This is a genomic window from Serinicoccus chungangensis, from assembly GCF_006337125.1.
In the GTDB taxonomy this organism is placed as follows: Bacteria; Actinomycetota; Actinomycetes; order Actinomycetales; family Dermatophilaceae; genus Ornithinicoccus; species Ornithinicoccus chungangensis.
In genome coordinates, this window is sequence record NZ_CP040887.1 from 694,013 (window position 1) to 711,711 (window position 17,699).

General features: G+C 73.9%; 15 protein-coding genes. 12 read left to right on the top strand and 3 right to left on the bottom strand.

Annotated features, from left to right (window positions below):
- Positions 1-5 precede the first annotated feature (5 nt).
- On the bottom strand, positions 6-2,096 hold the full coding sequence (locus FHD63_RS03165; protein ID WP_139720081.1) for a maltotransferase domain-containing protein: 2,091 nt from the start codon (positions 2,094-2,096) through the stop codon (positions 6-8).
- A gap of 10 nt (positions 2,097-2,106) precedes the next feature.
- Positions 2,107-4,305 (bottom strand): glycogen debranching protein GlgX, encoded by a 2,199-nt coding sequence (gene glgX / locus FHD63_RS03170; RefSeq protein ID WP_139720083.1) that lies wholly within the window; start codon positions 4,303-4,305, stop codon positions 2,107-2,109.
- A 70-nt stretch (positions 4,306-4,375) separates the two neighbouring features.
- On the opposite strand from glgX, the gene FHD63_RS03175 reads away from it, so the two are divergent.
- The 11 genes from FHD63_RS03175 (at position 4,376) to ligA (ending at position 15,623) form a co-directional block, all read left to right on the top strand.
- Positions 4,376-4,963, top strand: a complete 588-nt coding sequence (locus FHD63_RS03175; protein ID WP_174964892.1) for a hypothetical protein — start codon at positions 4,376-4,378, stop codon at positions 4,961-4,963.
- Entirely contained in the window at positions 4,960-5,760 is an 801-nt protein-coding gene (locus FHD63_RS03180) for an enoyl-CoA hydratase/isomerase family protein (RefSeq protein ID WP_139720085.1), read from the top strand. The genes FHD63_RS03175 and FHD63_RS03180 overlap by 4 nt, the downstream gene beginning before the upstream one ends.
- A 495-nt stretch (positions 5,761-6,255) precedes the next feature.
- On the top strand, positions 6,256-6,618 hold the full coding sequence (locus tag FHD63_RS03185) for a PadR family transcriptional regulator (protein ID WP_238705742.1): 363 nt from the start codon (positions 6,256-6,258) through the stop codon (positions 6,616-6,618).
- Positions 6,615-7,343, top strand: a complete 729-nt coding sequence (locus tag FHD63_RS03190; protein WP_139720087.1) for a hypothetical protein — start codon at positions 6,615-6,617, stop codon at positions 7,341-7,343. Before FHD63_RS03185 ends, FHD63_RS03190 begins: the two co-directional genes overlap by 4 nt.
- 84 nt (positions 7,344-7,427) lie before the next feature.
- Complete coding sequence (locus tag FHD63_RS03195; RefSeq protein ID WP_139720089.1) at positions 7,428-8,207, top strand: electron transfer flavoprotein subunit beta/FixA family protein; 780 nt, start codon at positions 7,428-7,430, stop codon at positions 8,205-8,207.
- Between the two features lie 35 nt (positions 8,208-8,242).
- Positions 8,243-9,199: an electron transfer flavoprotein subunit alpha/FixB family protein gene (locus FHD63_RS03200; protein WP_139720091.1), complete on the top strand. Its 957-nt coding sequence runs from the start codon at positions 8,243-8,245 to the stop codon at positions 9,197-9,199.
- A 67-nt stretch (positions 9,200-9,266) separates the two neighbouring features.
- Entirely contained in the window at positions 9,267-10,496 is a 1,230-nt protein-coding gene (locus FHD63_RS03205; protein ID WP_139720093.1) for a cysteine desulfurase family protein, read from the top strand.
- A complete protein-coding gene (mnmA, locus tag FHD63_RS03210; protein WP_139720095.1) occupies positions 10,496-11,614 on the top strand; it encodes a tRNA 2-thiouridine(34) synthase MnmA in 1,119 nt (372 codons plus the stop codon). Before FHD63_RS03205 ends, mnmA begins: the two co-directional genes overlap by 1 nt.
- A gap of 214 nt (positions 11,615-11,828) precedes the next feature.
- Positions 11,829-12,671, top strand: a complete 843-nt coding sequence (locus tag FHD63_RS03215; RefSeq protein WP_238705878.1) for a uroporphyrinogen decarboxylase/cobalamine-independent methonine synthase family protein — start codon at positions 11,829-11,831, stop codon at positions 12,669-12,671.
- A gap of 66 nt (positions 12,672-12,737) precedes the next feature.
- The gene (locus FHD63_RS03220; RefSeq protein ID WP_139720096.1) at positions 12,738-13,364 is read left to right on the top strand and encodes a hypothetical protein; all 627 of its coding nucleotides are present in this window, start codon (positions 12,738-12,740) and stop codon (positions 13,362-13,364) included.
- 60 nt (positions 13,365-13,424) lie between these two features.
- Positions 13,425-15,623, top strand: a complete 2,199-nt coding sequence (gene ligA, locus FHD63_RS03225; protein WP_238705743.1) for an NAD-dependent DNA ligase LigA — start codon at positions 13,425-13,427, stop codon at positions 15,621-15,623.
- 73 nt (positions 15,624-15,696) lie between these two features.
- Here the strand turns inward: ligA and FHD63_RS03230 are convergent, their stop codons facing one another.
- The gene (locus FHD63_RS03230; RefSeq protein ID WP_338056419.1) at positions 15,697-17,133 is read right to left on the bottom strand and encodes an MFS transporter; all 1,437 of its coding nucleotides are present in this window, start codon (positions 17,131-17,133) and stop codon (positions 15,697-15,699) included.
- A gap of 81 nt (positions 17,134-17,214) precedes the next feature.
- Between FHD63_RS03230 and FHD63_RS16445 the strand changes: the two genes are divergently transcribed.
- Positions 17,215-17,655 (top strand): glutaredoxin domain-containing protein, encoded by a 441-nt coding sequence (locus FHD63_RS16445; RefSeq protein WP_238705744.1) that lies wholly within the window; start codon positions 17,215-17,217, stop codon positions 17,653-17,655.
- Positions 17,656-17,699: the final 44 nt, after the last annotated feature.

Sequence of the window (17,699 nt, forward strand, 5' to 3'; positions counted from 1 at the left end):
CCTTCTCAGGCGGTGGTGACGTGGACGATGTGGACCGGCTCGTGGCCGTAGCCGGGACCGAGCTCGACGTAGGGCGCGTCGTCCCACGTCCAGCTCGCCCCGGTGACGAGGTCGTGCGCACCGAAGCGGTCGCCCCAGGAGAGCCCGAGTGCGGGCAGGTCCAGGTGCAGCCGGCTCCCGCGCACGGTGTAGGGGTCGAGGTTGGCGACGACGAGCACGGTGTCCTGCTCCGAGCCGTCCCCGGCGCCCCCGCCGTGCTTGGAGAACACCAGGAGGTTCGCGTCCTCGGCGTGGTGGAAGGTGACGTTGCGCAGCCAGTGCAGGCTCGGGTGCTCGGCCCGGACCCGGTTGAGCATGGTCAACCAGCCGGTGAGGTCCGGCCGGCCGGGCACCGGCTCACCCCAGCGTCGGTCCTTGAACTCGTACTTCTCGTTGTCGACGTGCTCCTCGGCGCCCGTGCGGGGCACGTCCTCGACGTGCTCGAAGCCGGCGTAGATGCCGTAGGTCGGCACCAGGGTCGCGGCCAGCGCGGAGCGCACCATGTGGGCGGTCACCCCGCCGTTGCTCATGTAGGGCGTGAGGATGTCGTGCGTCGTCGGCCAGAACGAGGGGCGCATGTAGGGCGCGGTCTCGGTGGCGAGCTCGGTGACGTACTCGGACAGCTCGGCGGCGGTGCTGCGCCAGGCGTAGTAGGTGTAGGACTGCTGGAAGCCCACCTTGGCGAGGGTGCGCATCATCATCGGCTTGGTGAAGGCCTCGGCCAGCCAGATGACGTCGGGGTGGTCCTTCGCGACGTCGGCGATGAGCCACTGCCAGAAGTTCACCGGCTTGGTGTGCGGGTTGTCGACCCGGAAGATCCGGATGCCGTGGTCGATCCACACCTGGACCACCCGGCGGATCTCGGCGTACACCTCGTCCGGGGTGTTGTCGAAGAAGACCGGGTAGATGTCCTGGTACTTCTTCGGGGGGTTCTCGGCGTAGGCGATGGAGCCGTCCGCGCGGATCTGGAAGAACTCCGGGTGCTCGGTGGCCCACGGGTGGTCCGGGGACGCCTGCAGGGCGATGTCCATCGCCACCTCCAGGCCCAGGCCGTGCGCGCGGTCGACGAAGGCGTCGAAGTCCGCGAAGTCGCCGAGGTCCGGGTGCAGCGCGTCGTGCCCACCCTCGGCGGAGCCGATGGCGTAGGGCGAGCCGGGGTCGTGCTCGCCGGCGTCGAGGGTGTTGTTGCGCCCCTTGCGGTTCGTGCGCCCGATGGGGTGCACGGGGGTGAGGTAGACCACGTCAAAACCCATGTCCGCGATGGCCGGCAGCCGCTCCTGGGCGGTGGTGAAGGTGCCGCTGGTCCACAGACCGGTGTCCGGGTCCCGGGTCGCGCCCTCGGAGCGCGGGAAGATCTCGTACCACGCCCCGGTGAGCGCCAGCCGGCGCTCGACCAGCCAGGTGACGGCCGGGGACGGGCTGACCAGCTCGCGCAGCGGGGTGCGGGCCAGGACGTCCTCGACCTGCGGCGAGGTGCCGGCGTGCAGCCGTTCGAGGACCGGCAGGGCGCTGCGCCGCAGGGTGTGGACGGCGTCCTCGAGGACCTGTCGGTCGGCGTCGTCGTGCTCGCCGTCGTCGAGCGCGCGCTCCAGCACGCGGGCACCCTCCTCGAGCATGAGCTCGACGTCCACCCCGGCCTCGACCTTGATGGTCCCGTCGTGCTCCCAGGTGGCGTAGGGGTCCGACCACCCCTCGACGCGGAAGCTCCAGACGCCCTCACGGTCGGCGTGGACCTGTGCCTGCCAGTGCGAGAGCCCCGGGTTGGTGCACGTCATCGGGACGTGGTGATCGGCGCCGTCCGGGCCGGTCAGCACCACGGTGGCGTTGACCGCGTCGTGCCCCTCGCGGAAGACCGTCGCGGTCACGGTGAAGACCTCGCCGACGACGGACTTGGTGGGGCGGCGTCCTCCGTCGACCACCGGCTCGACGTCGAGGACGGGGATCCGGCCCAGCGGCTCCTGGCCGACGGCGGCCAGGACCGACCGGTCGACGGAGGAGGAGGCGGGGCCTCCGGGCGCAGGGGTGGACGGGACGGGCGTGGTCGAGTGCTCGGTCACCCGCACCAACCTACCGGGCTTCCGCGCCGGAAACCACGCGCGGCGCCGCGGCCTCCCCGCCCGTCCCGGAGACGGTCGCGGTGAGCACCGTGAGGCTCGTCGGGCCGACCTCGACCGGGCCCGCGGCGTCCGGCTCGGGCCCGCCGGGCGGGTCGGCCTCGCTGGTGAAGCGCACGCGCCAGGACCGGACGCCCTCGACCTCCGGCAGCCGCAGGGAGGCCGGGGCCGTGCCGGCGTGCAGCAGCACCGCGACGGCGCGGCGTCCGTCGTCCGGCGTGTCGTGGTGCAGGGTGTCGAAGAGGGCCGTGAGCGTGCTGCGGTGCGGGTCGTTCCACTGGTGCTCGCCCAGCACCTCGCCGTCCTCGGCGAACCACCGCAGCCGGGTGCGGCCGGGGAGGGGGTCGAAGGTCGGGAAGCCGGTCGAGCGCAGCAGGGTGAGCTCCCGCCGCAGCTCCAGCAGGGACCGGGTGTCCGCCAGGAGGGCGGACTGCCAGTCCGCCAGGTCCCAGTCCACCCAGGTCAGCTCGGAGTCCTGGCAGTAGGCGTTGTTGTTGCCGGCCTGGCTGCGCCCCAGCTCGTCACCGGCCACGAGCATCGGGACGCCGGGGGCGAGCAGCAGGGTCCCGAGCAGGTTGCGCAGGGAGCGTCGGCGGGCTCGCAGCACGTCGGCGTCCTCGGTCGGCCCCTCGACGCCGTGGTTCCACGACCGGTTGTCCCCGTGGCCGTCCCGGTTGTCCTCCCCGTTGGCGTGGTTGTGCTTGTGCTCGTAGGCCGTGAGATCGGCCAGCGTGAAGCCGTCGTGGGCGGTGACGAGGTTGACCGAGGCGAGCGGTCCGCGCCCGTCGTGCCCGAAGAGGTCGGCCGAGCCGGCCAGCCGGGTCGCGAGCTCGCGCACCCCGTGGCCGCCGTGCCCGTGCCGGCGGCGGGAGACGTCGGCCAGCCAGTAGGTCCGGGCCGTGTCGCGGAACCGGTCGTTCCACTCGGAGAAGACGGCGGGGAACTGTCCGGTCCGCCACCCGTGCACGCCGACGTCCCACGGCTCGGCGACGAGCTTGACCCGCGACAGGACCGGGTCGCTCTCCAGGGCCACGTGGAAGGCGTGCTCCCGGTCGTAGGCGTCGTCGCGTCCGCGCGCCAGGGCCGGGGCGAGGTCGAAGCGGAAGCCGTCGACGTGGAACTCCTCGACCCAGTGCCGCAACGAGTCCAGGACCATGCGCGCCACCTGAGGGTCCCGCAGGTCCAGGGTGTTGCCGCAGCCGGTGACGTCGATGTCCCGGCCGCGGTCGTCGAGGCGGTAGTAGGTGCGGTTGTCCAGGCCGCGCGGCCCGAGGGTCGGCCCGTCCCAGGACGACTGCTCGGCCGTGTGGTTGTAGACGACGTCGAGGACGACCTCGATGCCCGCCCCGTGCAGGGCCCGGACGGCGCCCTTCACCTCGTCGACGACGGCCTGGGGGTCGCTCGCGGCGGCGTACGGGGCGTGCGGGGCGAAGAAGCCCAGGGAGTTGTAGCCCCAGTAGTTGGTCAGGCCGCGCCGGACCAGGGAGGGCTCGGAGGTGAAGGCGTGCACCGGGAGCAGCTCGAGGGTGGTCACCCCCAGGCTCGTCAGGTGCTCGAGCACCGCCGGGTGGCCGAGCGCCGCGTAGGTGCCCCGCTGCTCCGGCGGGACGTCCGGGTGCCGGCGGGTCAGACCGCGCACGTGCGCCTCGTAGAGGACCGTGTCGGTCCACGGCACCTCGGGCCGGGCGTCCCCGCCCCAGTCGAAGGCGGTGTGGTCGACGACCACCGAGCGGGGCACGAACGGGGCCGAGTCCCGGTCGTCGCGGGCCTCCGGGTCGGTCCAGCCGTGATCGCCGGCCACGTGTCCGTAGACCTCGGGGCGCCAGGTCACCTCACCCTCCACGGCACCGGCGTAGGGGTCGAGCAGCAGCTTGTCGTGGTTGTGCCGGTGCCCCTGGTCGGGGGCCCAGGGCCCGTGCACCCGCAGGCCGTAGCGCGCCCCGGGGACCAGCTCGGGCACGAGGTCCCACCAGATCCCGTGGGCGGTGCGGGTCAGCGGGACGCGGTGCTCGCCGGCGGGCGTGGACAGGCAGACCTCGACGGCGGTGGCGTGCCGTGCCAGCACGGCGATCTCGGGGCCGTCGGCCGTCGACGTCACGCCCAGCGGCGGTGGGCGGTCGAGGCTGCGGCGGGGCCGGGACGGGACGGACATGGGGGCCCAGCGTAGGGCCACCACCGGGCGGGGCTGCGCATGACGCGGACGGAGCCGTTACGTTGGAGCCATGAGTGATCCGACCTCGCTGCCCAACTTCCCGCCGCCCCCGCAGGAGCACCCGCTGACCGGTCGCGTCCTCGACGCCCTCCAGGACCTCCAGATGTCGCCCAACCTGGACAAGGCCGGCGACGTCGCCTTCGAGGTGCAGGGGCAGAAGCTGTTCGTCAAGGTCATCGAGGGCGAGCAGTTCGACATCATGCGCATCTACGGCCAGTGGCAGATCGCCAGCAGCGTCCCCGAGGAGCTCTTCACCCGGCTCAACGGGTGCAACGACGTGACGCTGGGGGTCAACCTGGTCAAGGCCGGCATCGCCAGCGGCAACCTCGTGCTGGCCGTCGAGCAGATCATCGCCCGCTCCGAGCCGCCCAAGCCCAAGGTCCAGATCGCCACCGGCCTGCTGCTGCAGGCGCTGCAGCTCTGGCACCGCAACGTCATCGCCAAGGCGCAGGTCGAGCGCGGGGAGGAGCCCGACCTGCCCGAGGGAGCCCCTGAGGGCACCGAGGTGGGCCCGTGGCTGAGCGTCGGCTCCCGGGGCCAGCAGGCTCCCGGCGACGGGAGCGTCGACGGGGGCGGGGCCCCGGAGGGCCAGGCGTGAGCCGGACCCTCGCCACGGCGAGCGACCTCGTCCGCGTCGAGATCGAGGACGGCATCGCCACCGTCCGCATCGACCGGCCGTCGATGAACCCGCTGTCCATCGAGGTCCAGGACGCCCTCGGCGAGGCGGCGCGTCTGGTCGGCGAGGACGACGAGGTCGCGGCCGTCGTGCTCTACGGCGGCGAGAAGGTCTTCGCCGCCGGCGCCGACATCAAGGAGATGCAGGACATGTCCTACCCGGACATGGTCCGGCGCGCCCCGGTCATCCAGGAGTGCTTCTCGGCGGTCGCGCGCATCCCCAAGCCGGTGGTCGCCGCCATCGAGGGCTATGCCCTCGGGGCCGGCAACGAGCTCGCGCTCTGCGCCGACTTCCGCGTCGCGGCCTCGGACGCCCGGCTCGGCCAGCCGGAGATCCTGCTCGGCGTGATCCCCGGCGCGGGGGGCAGCCAGCGGCTCGCCCGGCTCGTCGGCCCGGCCCGGGCCAAGGACCTCGTCTTCACCGGCCGCATGGTCGATGCCGCCGAGGCGCTCGAGATGGGCCTCGTCGACCGGGTGTGCGACCCCGGTCAGGCGCACGCCACGGCCCTGGAGATGGTGCGCGGATACGTCGGTGGCCCGGGCCTCGCGCTGCGGGCCGCCAAGGAGGCCATCGACCGCGGTCTCGACGGCGACCTCGAGACCGGCCTGGCCATCGAGGCGATGCAGTTCGCCGGCGTCTTCGCGACGAGGGACCGCGGGATCGGCATGCGCTCCTTCGTCGAGCAGGGCCCCGGCAAGGCGGAGTTCACCGGCCGCTGACCCCTCGTCCCTGTCGCTCTCCTCACCGACCGAGCGCCGGGTGTGGTTGCTGGCGCAACCACACCCGGCGCTCGGTCGGTCTGGGAGCAACCCTTCACGGCGCTCGGTGGCCCATCGAGCCCCACCGGGCGTCGCCTGTGGTTGCCCCTGACCTCACCGGGCGTCGCCTGTGGTTGCCCCTGACCTCACCGGGCGTCGCCTGTGGTTGCCCCTGACCTCACCGGGCGTCGCCTGTGGTTGCCCCTGACCCCACCGGGCGTCGCCTGTGGTTGCCCCTCACCCCCGGGAGCAACCATTTACGGCGCTCGGTCGGTCTGGGGGCAACCTTTCACGGCGCCCGGTCGGTCTGGGGGCAACCATTCACGGCGCTCGGTGGCTCATCGGCCCCCACCGGGCGTCGCCAGTGGTGGGTTCTGTCTCGTCCTGCGCCCGCTCTAGCTGGTCCTGCGCCCGCTCTAGTTGACGTGTCTGACTAGTCAGGCTTACGATCTAGTCGTGTCCGAGATCGAGTGGCCCAGCGAGTGGCTCCGGGGTGTCCTGGGGGTCTGCGTGATGCGCGTCCTGCTCGACGGTCCCAGCTACGGCTACGCCATCACCCGCCGGCTCGAGCAGGCCGGGCTGGGCACCGTGAAGGGCGGCACCCTCTACCCCCTGCTGTCCCGTCTCGAGGAGGCGGGGCACCTCGCGGTCGAGTGGCGAGCGGGCGAGGGGGGACCGGGCCGCAAGTTCTTCACCCTGACCGACCAGGGTCGCGCCCACGCCGGCGAGCAGGCCGCCCTGTGGGCCGGGTTCACCACCACCACGCGGGGGCTGACCGATGCGGCCGCCCCCGCTCGTGCGGAAGCGAGCGAGCGATGACCACCTCCGGGCGTCCCACCTCCCACCCCGAGCGCCTCGCCCCGAGCGTCGACCCCGCGTGGGTGCGTGCGTTCGTGACCGAGCAGCACCTGCGGGGGGTGGCCCCGCGGGTGATCGGCGACCAGCTCGCCACCGTGGAGAGCCACGTCCGCGACGGGGGCGAGCCGGCCACGGACGCCTTCGGCGAGGCGGTCGACTACGCCCGCGCGCTGCCCAAGGGCCGGCCGTGGGAGCCGGACCGGCGCACCGTCCTGGAGCTCCTCCTCGGGCTCGCCGGGATGCTCATGGTCCTGGGCGCCTTCACCGCCTGGCTGGCCGACGGCCCGGTGCGCCTCACCACGGGCTACCTCGTCGTCCTCGCCGTCACCGCGCTGGGTGCCGGTGCGCTCGTGCTGCGCCCCACACCGCTGCTGCGCCTCGTCGTGCAGCGTCCCGTGCTGGCCTGGCTCGTCCTCAGCGCGCCGAGCGCCGTCTTCGTCGTCTGTCTGCTGCTGCTCCGGGGCGAGGTGGCCACGCTGCCGGTCCTCCCGGTCGCCGTCGCGGGGGTGCTGGCCCTGGCGGTCTCCGGCCTGCTGTCCGCGGGCAACCCGGGCGAGGAGGAGATCACCGGCCCGGGCGAGGCGCCGCGACGCAGCACCGCGACGCGTCGCGCGGGCGTCTGGCTCTACCCGCTGCTCACCCTCGGGGTCATGGCGATCACCTGGGTCCCGACGCTCTTCACGTGAGCATCGGCCCCCAGTTGGCTTGACGCGAGCGTCAAGTGTCAAGATGGGACCAACGACCCACCTACAACCACGAGGACGTGAGCAGTGAACATCGTCGTCTGTGTGAAGTACGTCCCGGACGCCCAGGGCGACCGCGGCTTCGAGTCCGACCGCACCACCGACCGCGAGGGGGTGGACGGCCTGCTCTCCGAGCTGGACGAGTACGCCGTCGAGGAGGCGCTCAAGATCGTCGAGGCGGGCGAGGGTGAGGTCACGGTGCTCACCATGGGTCCGGACGACGCCGCGACCGCCATCAAGAAGAGCCTGCAGATGGGGGCCCACCAGGGGGTCCACGTGCTGGACGAGGCCATCGCCGGCTCCGACGCGGTGGCGACGTCGCTGGTGCTGGCCGAGGCGGTGAAGAAGTGCGGCGACGTCGACCTCGTCCTCACCGGGCTGGCCTCCACCGACGGGGTCATGTCGGTCGTGCCGGCCATGCTCGCCGAGCGGCTCGGCCTGCCCCAGGTGACCTTCGCCTCCGAGCTCACCGTCGAGGGCGGCCACGTGCGCATCCGCCGCGACAACGAGTCCTTCTCCGAGACCGTGGAGGCCGACCTGCCGGCCGTGGTGTCGGTCACCGACCAGATCAACGAGCCGCGCTACCCCTCCTTCAAGGGGATCATGGCGGCCAAGAAGAAGCCCGTGCAGACCTGGAGCCTGGCCGACCTCGGCGTCGACCCCTCCCAGGTCGGTCTGGACGCGGCCTGGGCGCGCGTCGAGGAGACGCAGGCGCGGCCGCCGCGCGAGGCCGGCGAGGTCGTCACCGACGAGGGCCAGGGTGGCGAGGCGCTCGCCGACTTCCTGGCCGGGCGCCGGCTCGCCTGACCGGGCCGACACGACATACCAAGGAGTCTGCAGACATGAGTGAAGTCCTCGTCCTGGTCGACCACGTCGACGGCGACGTCCGCAAGACCACCGCCGAGATGCTCACCGCGGCGCGGCGCCTCGGTGAGCCCTCGGCCGTCTTCGTCGGGCAGGGGTATGCCGCCGCGAAGGAGACCCTCGGCCGCTACGGCGCGGCGAAGGTCTACGTCGCGGACGACGCCGTCTACACCGACCACCTCGTCGCCCCGGTGGCCGAGCTGCTGGCCGACCTGGTCGGGCGCACCTCGCCGGCCGCCGTGCTGGTGGCCTCCACCAACGACGCCAAGGAGGTCGCCGGCCGCCTCGCCATCAAGACCGGCTCCGGGGTCATCACCGACGCGGTCGACATCGCGACCGGCGACGGTGGGCTGCGGGTGACCAAGTCGGTCTTCGCGGGGAGCTACACCGTCGCCGCGCAGGTGGGCACCGGCACCCCCATCGTCACCGTCAAGCCCAACAGCATCCCGGCAGAGGAGTCGGCGGCGAGCCCGGTCGAGGAGGAGGTCTCCACGGAGGTCTCCGACGCGGCCCGGGCGGCCCGGGTCACCTCGCGGACGGCCAAGGAGAAGTCCGGGCGGCCCTCGCTCACCGAGGCCGCGATCGTGGTGTCGGGCGGGCGCGGCACGGGCGGGGACTTCGGTCCGGTCGAGGCCTTCGCGGACGCGCTCGGTGCGGCCGTGGGCGCCTCGCGGGCGGCCGTGGACGCCGGGTGGTACCCGCACTCCCACCAGGTCGGCCAGACCGGTGTCTCGGTCAGCCCGCAGCTCTACGTCGCGGCCGGCATCTCCGGCGCGATCCAGCACCGCGCCGGCATGCAGACCTCCAAGACGATCGTCGCGGTCAACAAGGACGCCGAGGCTCCCATCTTCGAGCTGGTCGACTTCGGCGTCGTCGGCGACCTCTTCACGATCCTGCCGCAGGCGGCCGACAAGGTGCAGCAGAACAAGGCCTGAGCCCTCCCGGCCCCGCCGGTCCGCGGTGCCCTGACGCCACCGGGCCGCTCGTAGACTGGTCCCCGTCATGTCTGTGCCCGCACCTGCCCGCGTCTACCTCGACCACGCCGCGACGACGCCCGTCCTCGAGGAGGTCGTCGAGGTGGTCGCCCGCGAGATGCGGCAGACCGGCAACGCCAGCTCGCTGCACGACCCCGGCCGTCGCGCCCGCCGCGTCGTCGAGGAGTCGCGCGAGCAGGTCGCCCAGGCGCTCGGCGTGCGGCCCTCCGAGGTCGTCTTCACCTCGGGCGGCACCGAGGCGGACAACCTCGCGGTCAAGGGGACGTATGCCGCCCGCCGCGCCGTCGACCCGGCGCGCGACCGGCTCGTCGTCGCCGGGACCGAGCACCACGCCGTCCTCGACCCCGTCGAGCACCTCGTGGCGCACGAGAGGGCTCGGGTGACCTGGGTCGAGCCGGACCCCCAGGGTCTGGTGACCCCCGACGCCCTGGCCGCGGCGGTCGCGGCCGACGGCGGGCCGGGCACGGTAGCCCTCGTCAGCGTCATGTGGGCCAACAACGAGGTGGGCACGGTCGCCCCGGTGCCGGCGCTCGCCGCGCTGGCCCGGGAGCACGGCATCCCGTTCCACTCCGACGCCGTCCAGGCCCTCGGCCAGGTCCCGCTCGACCTCTCCCAGGTGGACCTGGGGGTCGTCACCGGCCACAAGGTCGGCGGCCCGCTGGGCGTCGGCGTGCTCACCGCCGGCCGGGACCAGGCGCCGGTGCCGCTCACCCACGGCGGCGGCCAGGAGCGCGGCCTGCGCTCGGGCACCCTCGACACCCCGGCGATCGCCGGACTCGCGGTGGCCGTCACCCACGCGGCGCAGCACCAGGCCGAGCACGCGGCACACCTCGGGGAGCTGCGCGACGCCCTCGTCACCGGGGCGCTCGCGCTCGACCCGGGCATCACCGTCTCCGGGCCCTGGAGCCCCGGTGACACCACCAGCCGCCTCGCCGGCAACGTGCACCTGCGGGTCGCCGACTGCGAGGGGGACTCGCTGCTCTACCTGCTCGACGCCGCGGGTGTCGCCTGCTCGACCGGGTCCGCGTGCCAGGCCGGGGTGCCCCGACCGAGCCACGTGCTGCTCGCCATGGGGGTGCCGGAGGACGAGGCGGCCGGGGCCCTGCGGCTCACCCTCGGCCACGGCTCCACCCGCAGCGACGTCGACGCCGTCCTCGCCGCGCTGCCGCCGGCCCTGGAGCGCGCCCGCCGGGCGCACGCCGCGGCCACCGGGGCCCGCGCGGCCAGGAGCGCCTGATGCGCGTCGTCGCCGCGATGAGCGGCGGGGTCGACTCGGCGGTCGCCGCCGCCCGGATGCTCGACGCCGGTCACGAGGTGGTCGGGGTCCACCTCGCGCTGGCCCAGTCGGCCGCCACCCTGCGGGAGTCGGCCCGCGGCTGCTGCACCATCGAGGACGCCGGCGACGCACGCCGGGTCGCCGACCGGCTCGGCATCCCGTTCTACGTGTGGGACATGGCGCAGCGGTTCCGGGAGGACGTCGTCGAGGACTTCGCCGCGGAGTACGCCGCCGGTCGCACCCCCAACCCCTGCCTGCGCTGCAACGAGAAGATCAAGTTCGCCGCGCTGCTGGACAAGGCGCTCGCGCTGGGCTTCGACGCCGTCGCCACCGGCCACTACGCGCAGATCGAGGAGGTCGCCGACCCCGGGGCGCCGGGCGGGGTGCGGCGCGAGCTGCACCGGGCGGTCGACCCGGCCAAGGACCAGTCCTACGTGCTGGGGGTGCTCGACGCCGACCAGCTCGCCCGGAGCTTCTTCCCCCTCGGCGACACCACCAAGCCCCAGATCCGTGAGGAGGCGCGCGAGCGCGGCTTCTCGGTCGCGAAGAAGCCGGACAGCCACGACATCTGCTTCATCGCCGACGGCGACACCCGGGGCTACCTCGCGAAGCGCCTCGGCACCGCCCCCGGCCCGATCGTCGACAGCGACGGCGAGGTCGTCGGCGAGCACGGGGGAGCCTACGGCTACACGGTCGGGCAGCGCCGTGGCCTCGGGCTCAAGGTCCCCGCCGCCGACGGCAAGCCGCGCTACGTCGTGTCGACCGACACCCGGTCCAACACGGTCGTCGTCGGCCCGGAGGAGCTGCTCGGGGTGGACGTCGTCGAGGGCGACCACCTGCGCTGGTGCGGGCCGGCGCCGACCGGCGAGGTCGCGCTCGGCGCGCAGATCCGCGCCCACGGCCGGGAGTACCCCGCCGAGGTGGACGTGCACGCGGACGGCGGCGACGGCATACCGGAGCGGGTGACGGTGCGCCTCGCCGAGCGGGTCCGGGGAGTCGCGCCCGGCCAGTCGGTCGTGCTCTACGACGGCACGCGCGTCGTCGGCTCGGCCACCATCGCCTCGACCGGGCGGTCCTGAGCCGCCCACGGGCCCTGGTGCCGTCCGGCGGGTGCCGGCTCCCCAGCCCCACCGCCTACAGTGAGCGCCGTGGTCGACGTCAGCGGTATCGGATCCTGGCCCGGCACCGACGTGCGTGAGGCGCTGCGGGTGGTGGGTGGCGAGCTCGCCTCCGGTGCGCCGGAGGGGGTGCGGTCCGTGCCGTACCTGCTCGAGCTCCCCGCCCGCGGGCCCGGTGCCGACCTGGTGGGTCGCGGTGCGCACCTGCTCGTCGACCTGCCGGTGGACCTGCAGCCGCAGGGCCTGGCGCCTGGTGGACCGGCCGGGCCGGGACGCGGAGCGCGCGGCGTCCCTGCTGACCCAGGACCTGGACGAGCTCGCCGAGGCGCTGGACGGCTACGCGGGGCCGCTCAAGGTGCAGGTCGCCGGGCCGTGGACCCTGGCCGCCTCGCTGTGGCGCCCGCTCGGCGACCGGGTGCTGGACGACCCCGGCGCCACCCGCGACGTGGTGGCCTCGCTCACCGAGGGGGTGGCGGCCTACCTCGGCCGGGTGCAGCGCCTGGTCCCGGGTGCCGAGCTGCTCCTGCAGATGGACGAGCCGTCCCTCACCGCCGTGCTGGCCGGGCGCATCCGCTCCGAGTCCGGCTACCGCGTCCTGCGCACGCCCGAGCGGGGCGAGGCGGTGGCGGTGCTGCGGCAGGTGCTCGACCAGCCCGGCGCCGAGGTAGGCGGTGTGCACACCTGCGCCGCCGACCCGCCGGTGGACGTGCTGGTCGAGGCGGGCGCGGGGCTGCTCTCGCTGGACCTCGCGCAGGTGGGGCGGGGGAGGTTCGAGCAGGTCGCGGCCGCGGTCGAGGCGGGCCGCCGGCTCTGGGCGGGGGTCGACGCGGGAGCCGCCGACCCGCTCGAGCCGTTGCTGCGGCGCTGGCACGAGGCCGGGCTCCCGGTCGCCGCGCTGGGCGACGTCGGCCTCACCCCGCCGTGCGGGCTGGCGTCCTCCAGCCCGGCCGGGGCGCAACAGGTCACGCGGTCGCTCTCCCAGGTCGCGTCCAGACTTGCCGAGGCGGCTGCCACCTGAGTCACTCCTGCCCCGCTAGGCTGGCCGCGTCACGCGTGCGTCCGGCACGCCCATGGAAGGGGAGAGATGTCACAGAACCCGGGTCACGACGACCCGCACCACGACCCGAGCGCACCGCGCCACGACGCGGACGCCCGCCAGCACGAGGGTGGCTTCCAGGCGGCGCCGAGCTACGACGCCCACGACGGCGCCCACGGCGGCGCCCCGGCGGGGGCCGTCGCCAAGCCGCAGTCGGTGGGCCTGGCCCAGAAGCTCATGTACGCCGGCGGTGTCATCTCGCTCATCGGCGGGGTCGTCGCGCTGGCCACCCCCGAGGACCAGCTGCGCTCGGCGATCGAGTCCCAGCTCGAGGCGAGCGGTCAGCCGGTGGACGCCGCCATGGTCGACGCCGCGGTGTCCACGGCTCCCATCTTCGGCCTGATCTGGGCGGTCGTCGTCGCGGCTATCTGGTTCGCCCTCGGCTTCTTCAACGGCAAGGGCAAGGGCTGGGCGCGCATCGTCGCGACCGTCCTCGGGGTCCTCAACGTCGTCACGACCCTCATCGGCCTGCTGGGCACGAGCATGATGCCGGGCTCGGCCGCCGGGGGCACGATCAACACCATCCTGTCGCTGCTCAACGCGGTGCTGGCGGCGGTCATCGTCTTCCTCCTCTGGAAGAAGGAGTCGACCGCCTACTTCAAGGGCACCCGCTGAGCCGGGGCTGACCGACCAGCACGAGGGGCTGGTGTCGGTGGCGTGCAGCACAATGAGCACGTGACCGACACCAGCCCCTCGACGCGTCCCGACGGCCCCGCCGAGCAGCCCGAGCCCCCGCAGGACGTCCGTCGCCGGGCGGGCGAGCTGGCCGAGCAGATCCGGGGCCACCAGTTCGCCTACTACGTCCGCGACGCGCCCACCGTCAGCGACGGCGAGTTCGACGGGCTGCTGCGCGAGCTGGAGGAGCTGGAGGAGGCATACCCCACGCTGCGGACCCCGGAGAGCCCCACCCAGCAGGTGGGCGGGACCTTCTCCACCGAGTTCACCGCCGTCGACCACCGCGAGCGCATGCTCAGCCTCGACAACGCCTTCTCGCCGGAGGAGCTGGACGAGTGGTTCGACCGGGTCGAGCGGGAGGCCGGGGGCGCCGACGTGCACTACCTGTGCGAGCTCAAGATCGACGGGCTCGCGGTCAACCTGCTCTACGAGGACGGCCTGCTCACCCAGGCGCTCACCCGCGGCGACGGTCGCACCGGTGAGGACGTCACCCTCAACGTCCGCACCATCGAGGGCGTCCCGCACCGGCTGACGCCGCCGACCGAGCAGCCCGAGGGGGAGGACGTCCCGATCCCTGGTCTGGTGGAGATCCGCGGCGAGGTCTTCTTCCCGCTCGAGGGCTTCACCGAGCTCAACGCCTCCCTGGTCGAGGCGGGCAAGGCGCCCTTCGCCAACCCGCGCAACTCGGCGGCCGGGTCGCTGCGGCAGAAGGACCCCCGGGTGTCGGCCGGCCGCCCCCTGCGCATGCTCGTGCACGGGATCGGCGCGCGCACCGGCTTCGACATCACCCGCCAGTCGCAGGCGTATGCCGTGCTCGGCGCCTGGGGGATGCCGGTCAGCCCCCGCGCCCAGGTCGTCGCCTCCCGGGCCGAGGTGCACGACATCGTCCGCTACTACGGCGAGCACCGGCACGACGTCGAGCACGAGCTCGACGGGGTGGTCGTCAAGGTCGACGAGGTGGCGGTGCAGCGCCAGCTCGGGGCGACCTCGCGGGCCCCGCGGTGGGCCATCGCCTACAAGTACCCGCCCGAGGAGGTCACCACCAGGCTGCTCGACATCCGGGTCGACGTCGGTCGCACGGGGCGCGTCACGCCCTACGGGCTGATGGAGCCGGTGCTGGTGGCCGGGTCCACCGTCGAGCGGGCCACCCTGCACAACCAGCACGAGGTCCGGCGCAAGGGCGTGCTCATCGGCGACACGGTCGTGCTGCGCAAGGCCGGCGACGTCATCCCCGAGATCCTCGGGCCGGTGGCCGACCTGCGCACCGGGGACGAGCGCGAGTTCGTCATGCCGACGCACTGCCCGTCCTGCGGCACCGAGCTGGCCGCCCAGAAGGAGGGCGACAAGGACATCCGGTGCCCCAACAGCAAGGAGTGCCCGGCCCAGCTGCGGGAGCGCCTCTTCAGCCTGGCCGGCCGGGGCGCCTTCGACATCGAGGCGCTCGGCTACGAGGGGGTCACCGCCCTGCTGGACGCCGGGGTGATCCGCAACGAGGCGGGACTGTTCGGCCTCGCCCACGGCACGGGGGAGGAGCCGCCCACGCCGGAGGAGGAGCGGGCCGACCGCGAGCGCCTCGTGCAGGTGCCGCTCTTCACCCGGACGGCCAAGAAGGCGGACCCGCCGGAGGAGGTCGTCGACGGGCGCGTGCTCTCGGCCAACGGGGAGCGCCTGCTGACCCACCTGCGGGGGGCCAAGGAGCAGCCGCTGTGGCGGGTGCTCGTCGCCCTGTCGATCCGGCACGTCGGCCCGACGGCCGCCCGGGCGCTGGCCACCGAGTTCGGGTCCATGGACGCCATCCGGTCGGCGTCGGTCGAGGACCTGGCCGCGACCGAGGGGGTGGGCCAGATCATCGCCGAGTCGGTGGTGGCGTGGTTCGACGTCGACTGGCACCGCGAGATCGTCGAGCAGTGGGCCGCCGACGGGGTGCGGATGGCCGACGAGCGGGACGCCTCGATCGAGCGCACCCTCGAGGGCCGCACCGTGGTCGTCACCGGCTCGCTCGAGGGCTTCTCGCGGGACGAGTCCAAGGAGGCGATCATCAGCCGCGGCGGCAAGGCGTCCGGCTCGGTGAGCAAGAAGACCGACTTCGTGGTCGTCGGCGCCAACGCCGGGTCCAAGGCCGCCAAGGCGGAGGAGCTGGGCGTGCCCGTGCTCGACGAGGAGGGGTTCGTGCGGCTGCTGGCCACCGGGGAGGCGTGACTGGGGGCCGCCGTGTCCGCCCGGCTGCAGGTGACCGTGGGTCTGTGGCCGCGGCGACGACGCCGCGGCCGGCTCACACGTGCGGCGGTGATGTGGCGCTGACCCGGTCCCGGGTCGGCCCCGGCCGCAGCCCGAACCAGCTGATGACACCGCCGCCGGCCAGCAGCGCCGTGCAGGCCAGCATGGCCCAGCGGTAGCCCTCGGTGAAGGCCACCGGGTCGGCGTAGTCCGTGCCCGACAGGCCGACGAGCGCCGGCAGCGCGGCCACCGCGAGCAGCGACCCCGTGCGGGCGACGGCGTTGTTGATGCCGCTGGCCAGCCCGGCGTACCGGTCCGCGACAGCCGCGAGCACCGCGGCGGTGAGCGGCGAGACGAGCAGCGCCAGCCCGAGGGCGAAGACCACCATGCCCGGCAGCACCCCGCCCCAGCCGGTGTCGCGGCCGATCCCGACCATGAGCAGGGTGCCCACGGCACACACCAGCGGCCCCACCGTCATGGGCACCCGCGGCCCGATGCGGTCGGCGAGCGCCGCGGCCCGGGTGGAGAGCAGCAGCAGCGCCACGGTCACCGGAAGCCCGGCCAGCCCGGAGGCGGTCGCCGACCAGCCGGAGGTGACCTGCAGCTGGATGACGACGAAGAGCATGACCGCGCCGAGGGCGCCGTAGACCAGCAGGGTCATGGCGTTGGCCGCGGAGAAGACCCGGGAGCCGAAGAGGTGCAGCGGCACCAGCGGGTGCGCGGCGCGCCGGCTCCAGACGAGGAAGCCGGCCGCCGCCAGGGCGGTCACCACCCACGCCAGGACGAGCGCCGCCGTCGGTGCCTCGGCAGCCGTGGTGAGGGCCCACGTGGAGGCGCCCAGCCCGACGACGACGAGCGCCGAGCCCACGAGGTCGAACCGCCCCGTGGACTCGACGTCCCTGCTCTCGGGAGCCGACCAGGCCGCCAGCGCGATGACGACGACGCACAGCGGGATGTTGATGGCGAAGATCCAGCGCCAGCTGGTGGTGTCGACGATGGCTCCGCCGACCAGGGGGCCGACGGCCGCCGCGATCCCGCTGACGCCCGCCCACGTGCCGATCGCGGGCGCGCGGTCACCGGGGGCGTAGCTCGCCTGGATGAGCGCGAGCGCACCAGGGGTGAGCAGCGCCGCGCCCACGCCCTGGACGAGCCGCGCCGCGATGAGCTGGGCCGGGTCCTGCGCGAGCGCGCACAGGGCCGAGGCGAGCAGGAACCACGCCATGCCGACGAGGTAGACCCGGCGGCGGCCGAGCCGGTCGCCGAGCGCGCCGGCCACCAGCACCAGGGAGGCGAGCGAGAGGAGGTAGCCCCCGACGATCCACTGCAGCTGCGGGAGGGTGGCGCCGAGGTCCTCGCCGATGGTGCGCAGGGCCACGTTGACGACGGAGCCGTCGAGGATCGCGACGCCAGATCCGAGGGTGACGGCCGCGAGCATCGTCCGCCCGCGGGGCGAGCGACGGTCCAGGTATCCCTCCTGCGGGCGAGCGGTCACCGCACCAGCGTAGGCCCACGGCGGCGGCATCTCCCTCGGGCGAGGGAGGCGCGCGCGACGGTTCCCCGCCACCATGGGGGTATGAGGTCACCGTGGCTCTGGGGAGCACTCGTCGTCGTCCTGGGTCTGGTCGTCGTGGACCTCGTCCGCGACGGGCGCGCGGCGTGGGCGGTCGGCTACGGTGTGCTGGCGCTCGGCATCGCCTGGTGGACCTCCCCCTGGCGTGGCCGCCGGGGCGGAGCCACCCAGCAGGAGGTCGAGGACATGGCGCAGGACGACCCACGAGGAGACGTGGTCATCTACTGGCGACCGGGGTGCGGCTTCTGCGCCATGCTCAAGGCGCGCCTGGGCAGGCTCAAGGACCGGGCGACCTGGGTCAACATCTGGGACGACGAGGAGGGCGCCGCCTTCGTCCGCAGCGTCAACGACGGCAACGAGACCGTCCCGACCGTGGTGATCGACGGCATACCCCACACCAACCCGAACCCGGGCATGGTCAAGGAGCGGCTCTCCCGCGGATGAGCGTCCCGTGCCGATCGGGCACGGTGCCGGGTCCCACGGGACCG

Coding starts and splice junctions, on each gene's coding strand:
- FHD63_RS16445 (WP_238705744.1), top strand. CDS start 17,215: ATGAGGTCACCGTGGCTCTGGGGAGCACTCGTCGTCGTCCTGGGTCTG.
- mnmA (WP_139720095.1), top strand. CDS start 10,496: ATGCGCGTCGTCGCCGCGATGAGCGGCGGGGTCGACTCGGCGGTCGCC.
- FHD63_RS03220 (WP_139720096.1), top strand. CDS start 12,738: ATGTCACAGAACCCGGGTCACGACGACCCGCACCACGACCCGAGCGCA.
- FHD63_RS03175 (WP_174964892.1), top strand. CDS start 4,376: ATGAGTGATCCGACCTCGCTGCCCAACTTCCCGCCGCCCCCGCAGGAG.
- FHD63_RS03190 (WP_139720087.1), top strand. CDS start 6,615: ATGACCACCTCCGGGCGTCCCACCTCCCACCCCGAGCGCCTCGCCCCG.
- FHD63_RS03200 (WP_139720091.1), top strand. CDS start 8,243: ATGAGTGAAGTCCTCGTCCTGGTCGACCACGTCGACGGCGACGTCCGC.
- FHD63_RS03205 (WP_139720093.1), top strand. CDS start 9,267: ATGTCTGTGCCCGCACCTGCCCGCGTCTACCTCGACCACGCCGCGACG.
- glgX (WP_139720083.1), bottom strand. CDS start 4,305: ATGTCCGTCCCGTCCCGGCCCCGCCGCAGCCTCGACCGCCCACCGCCG.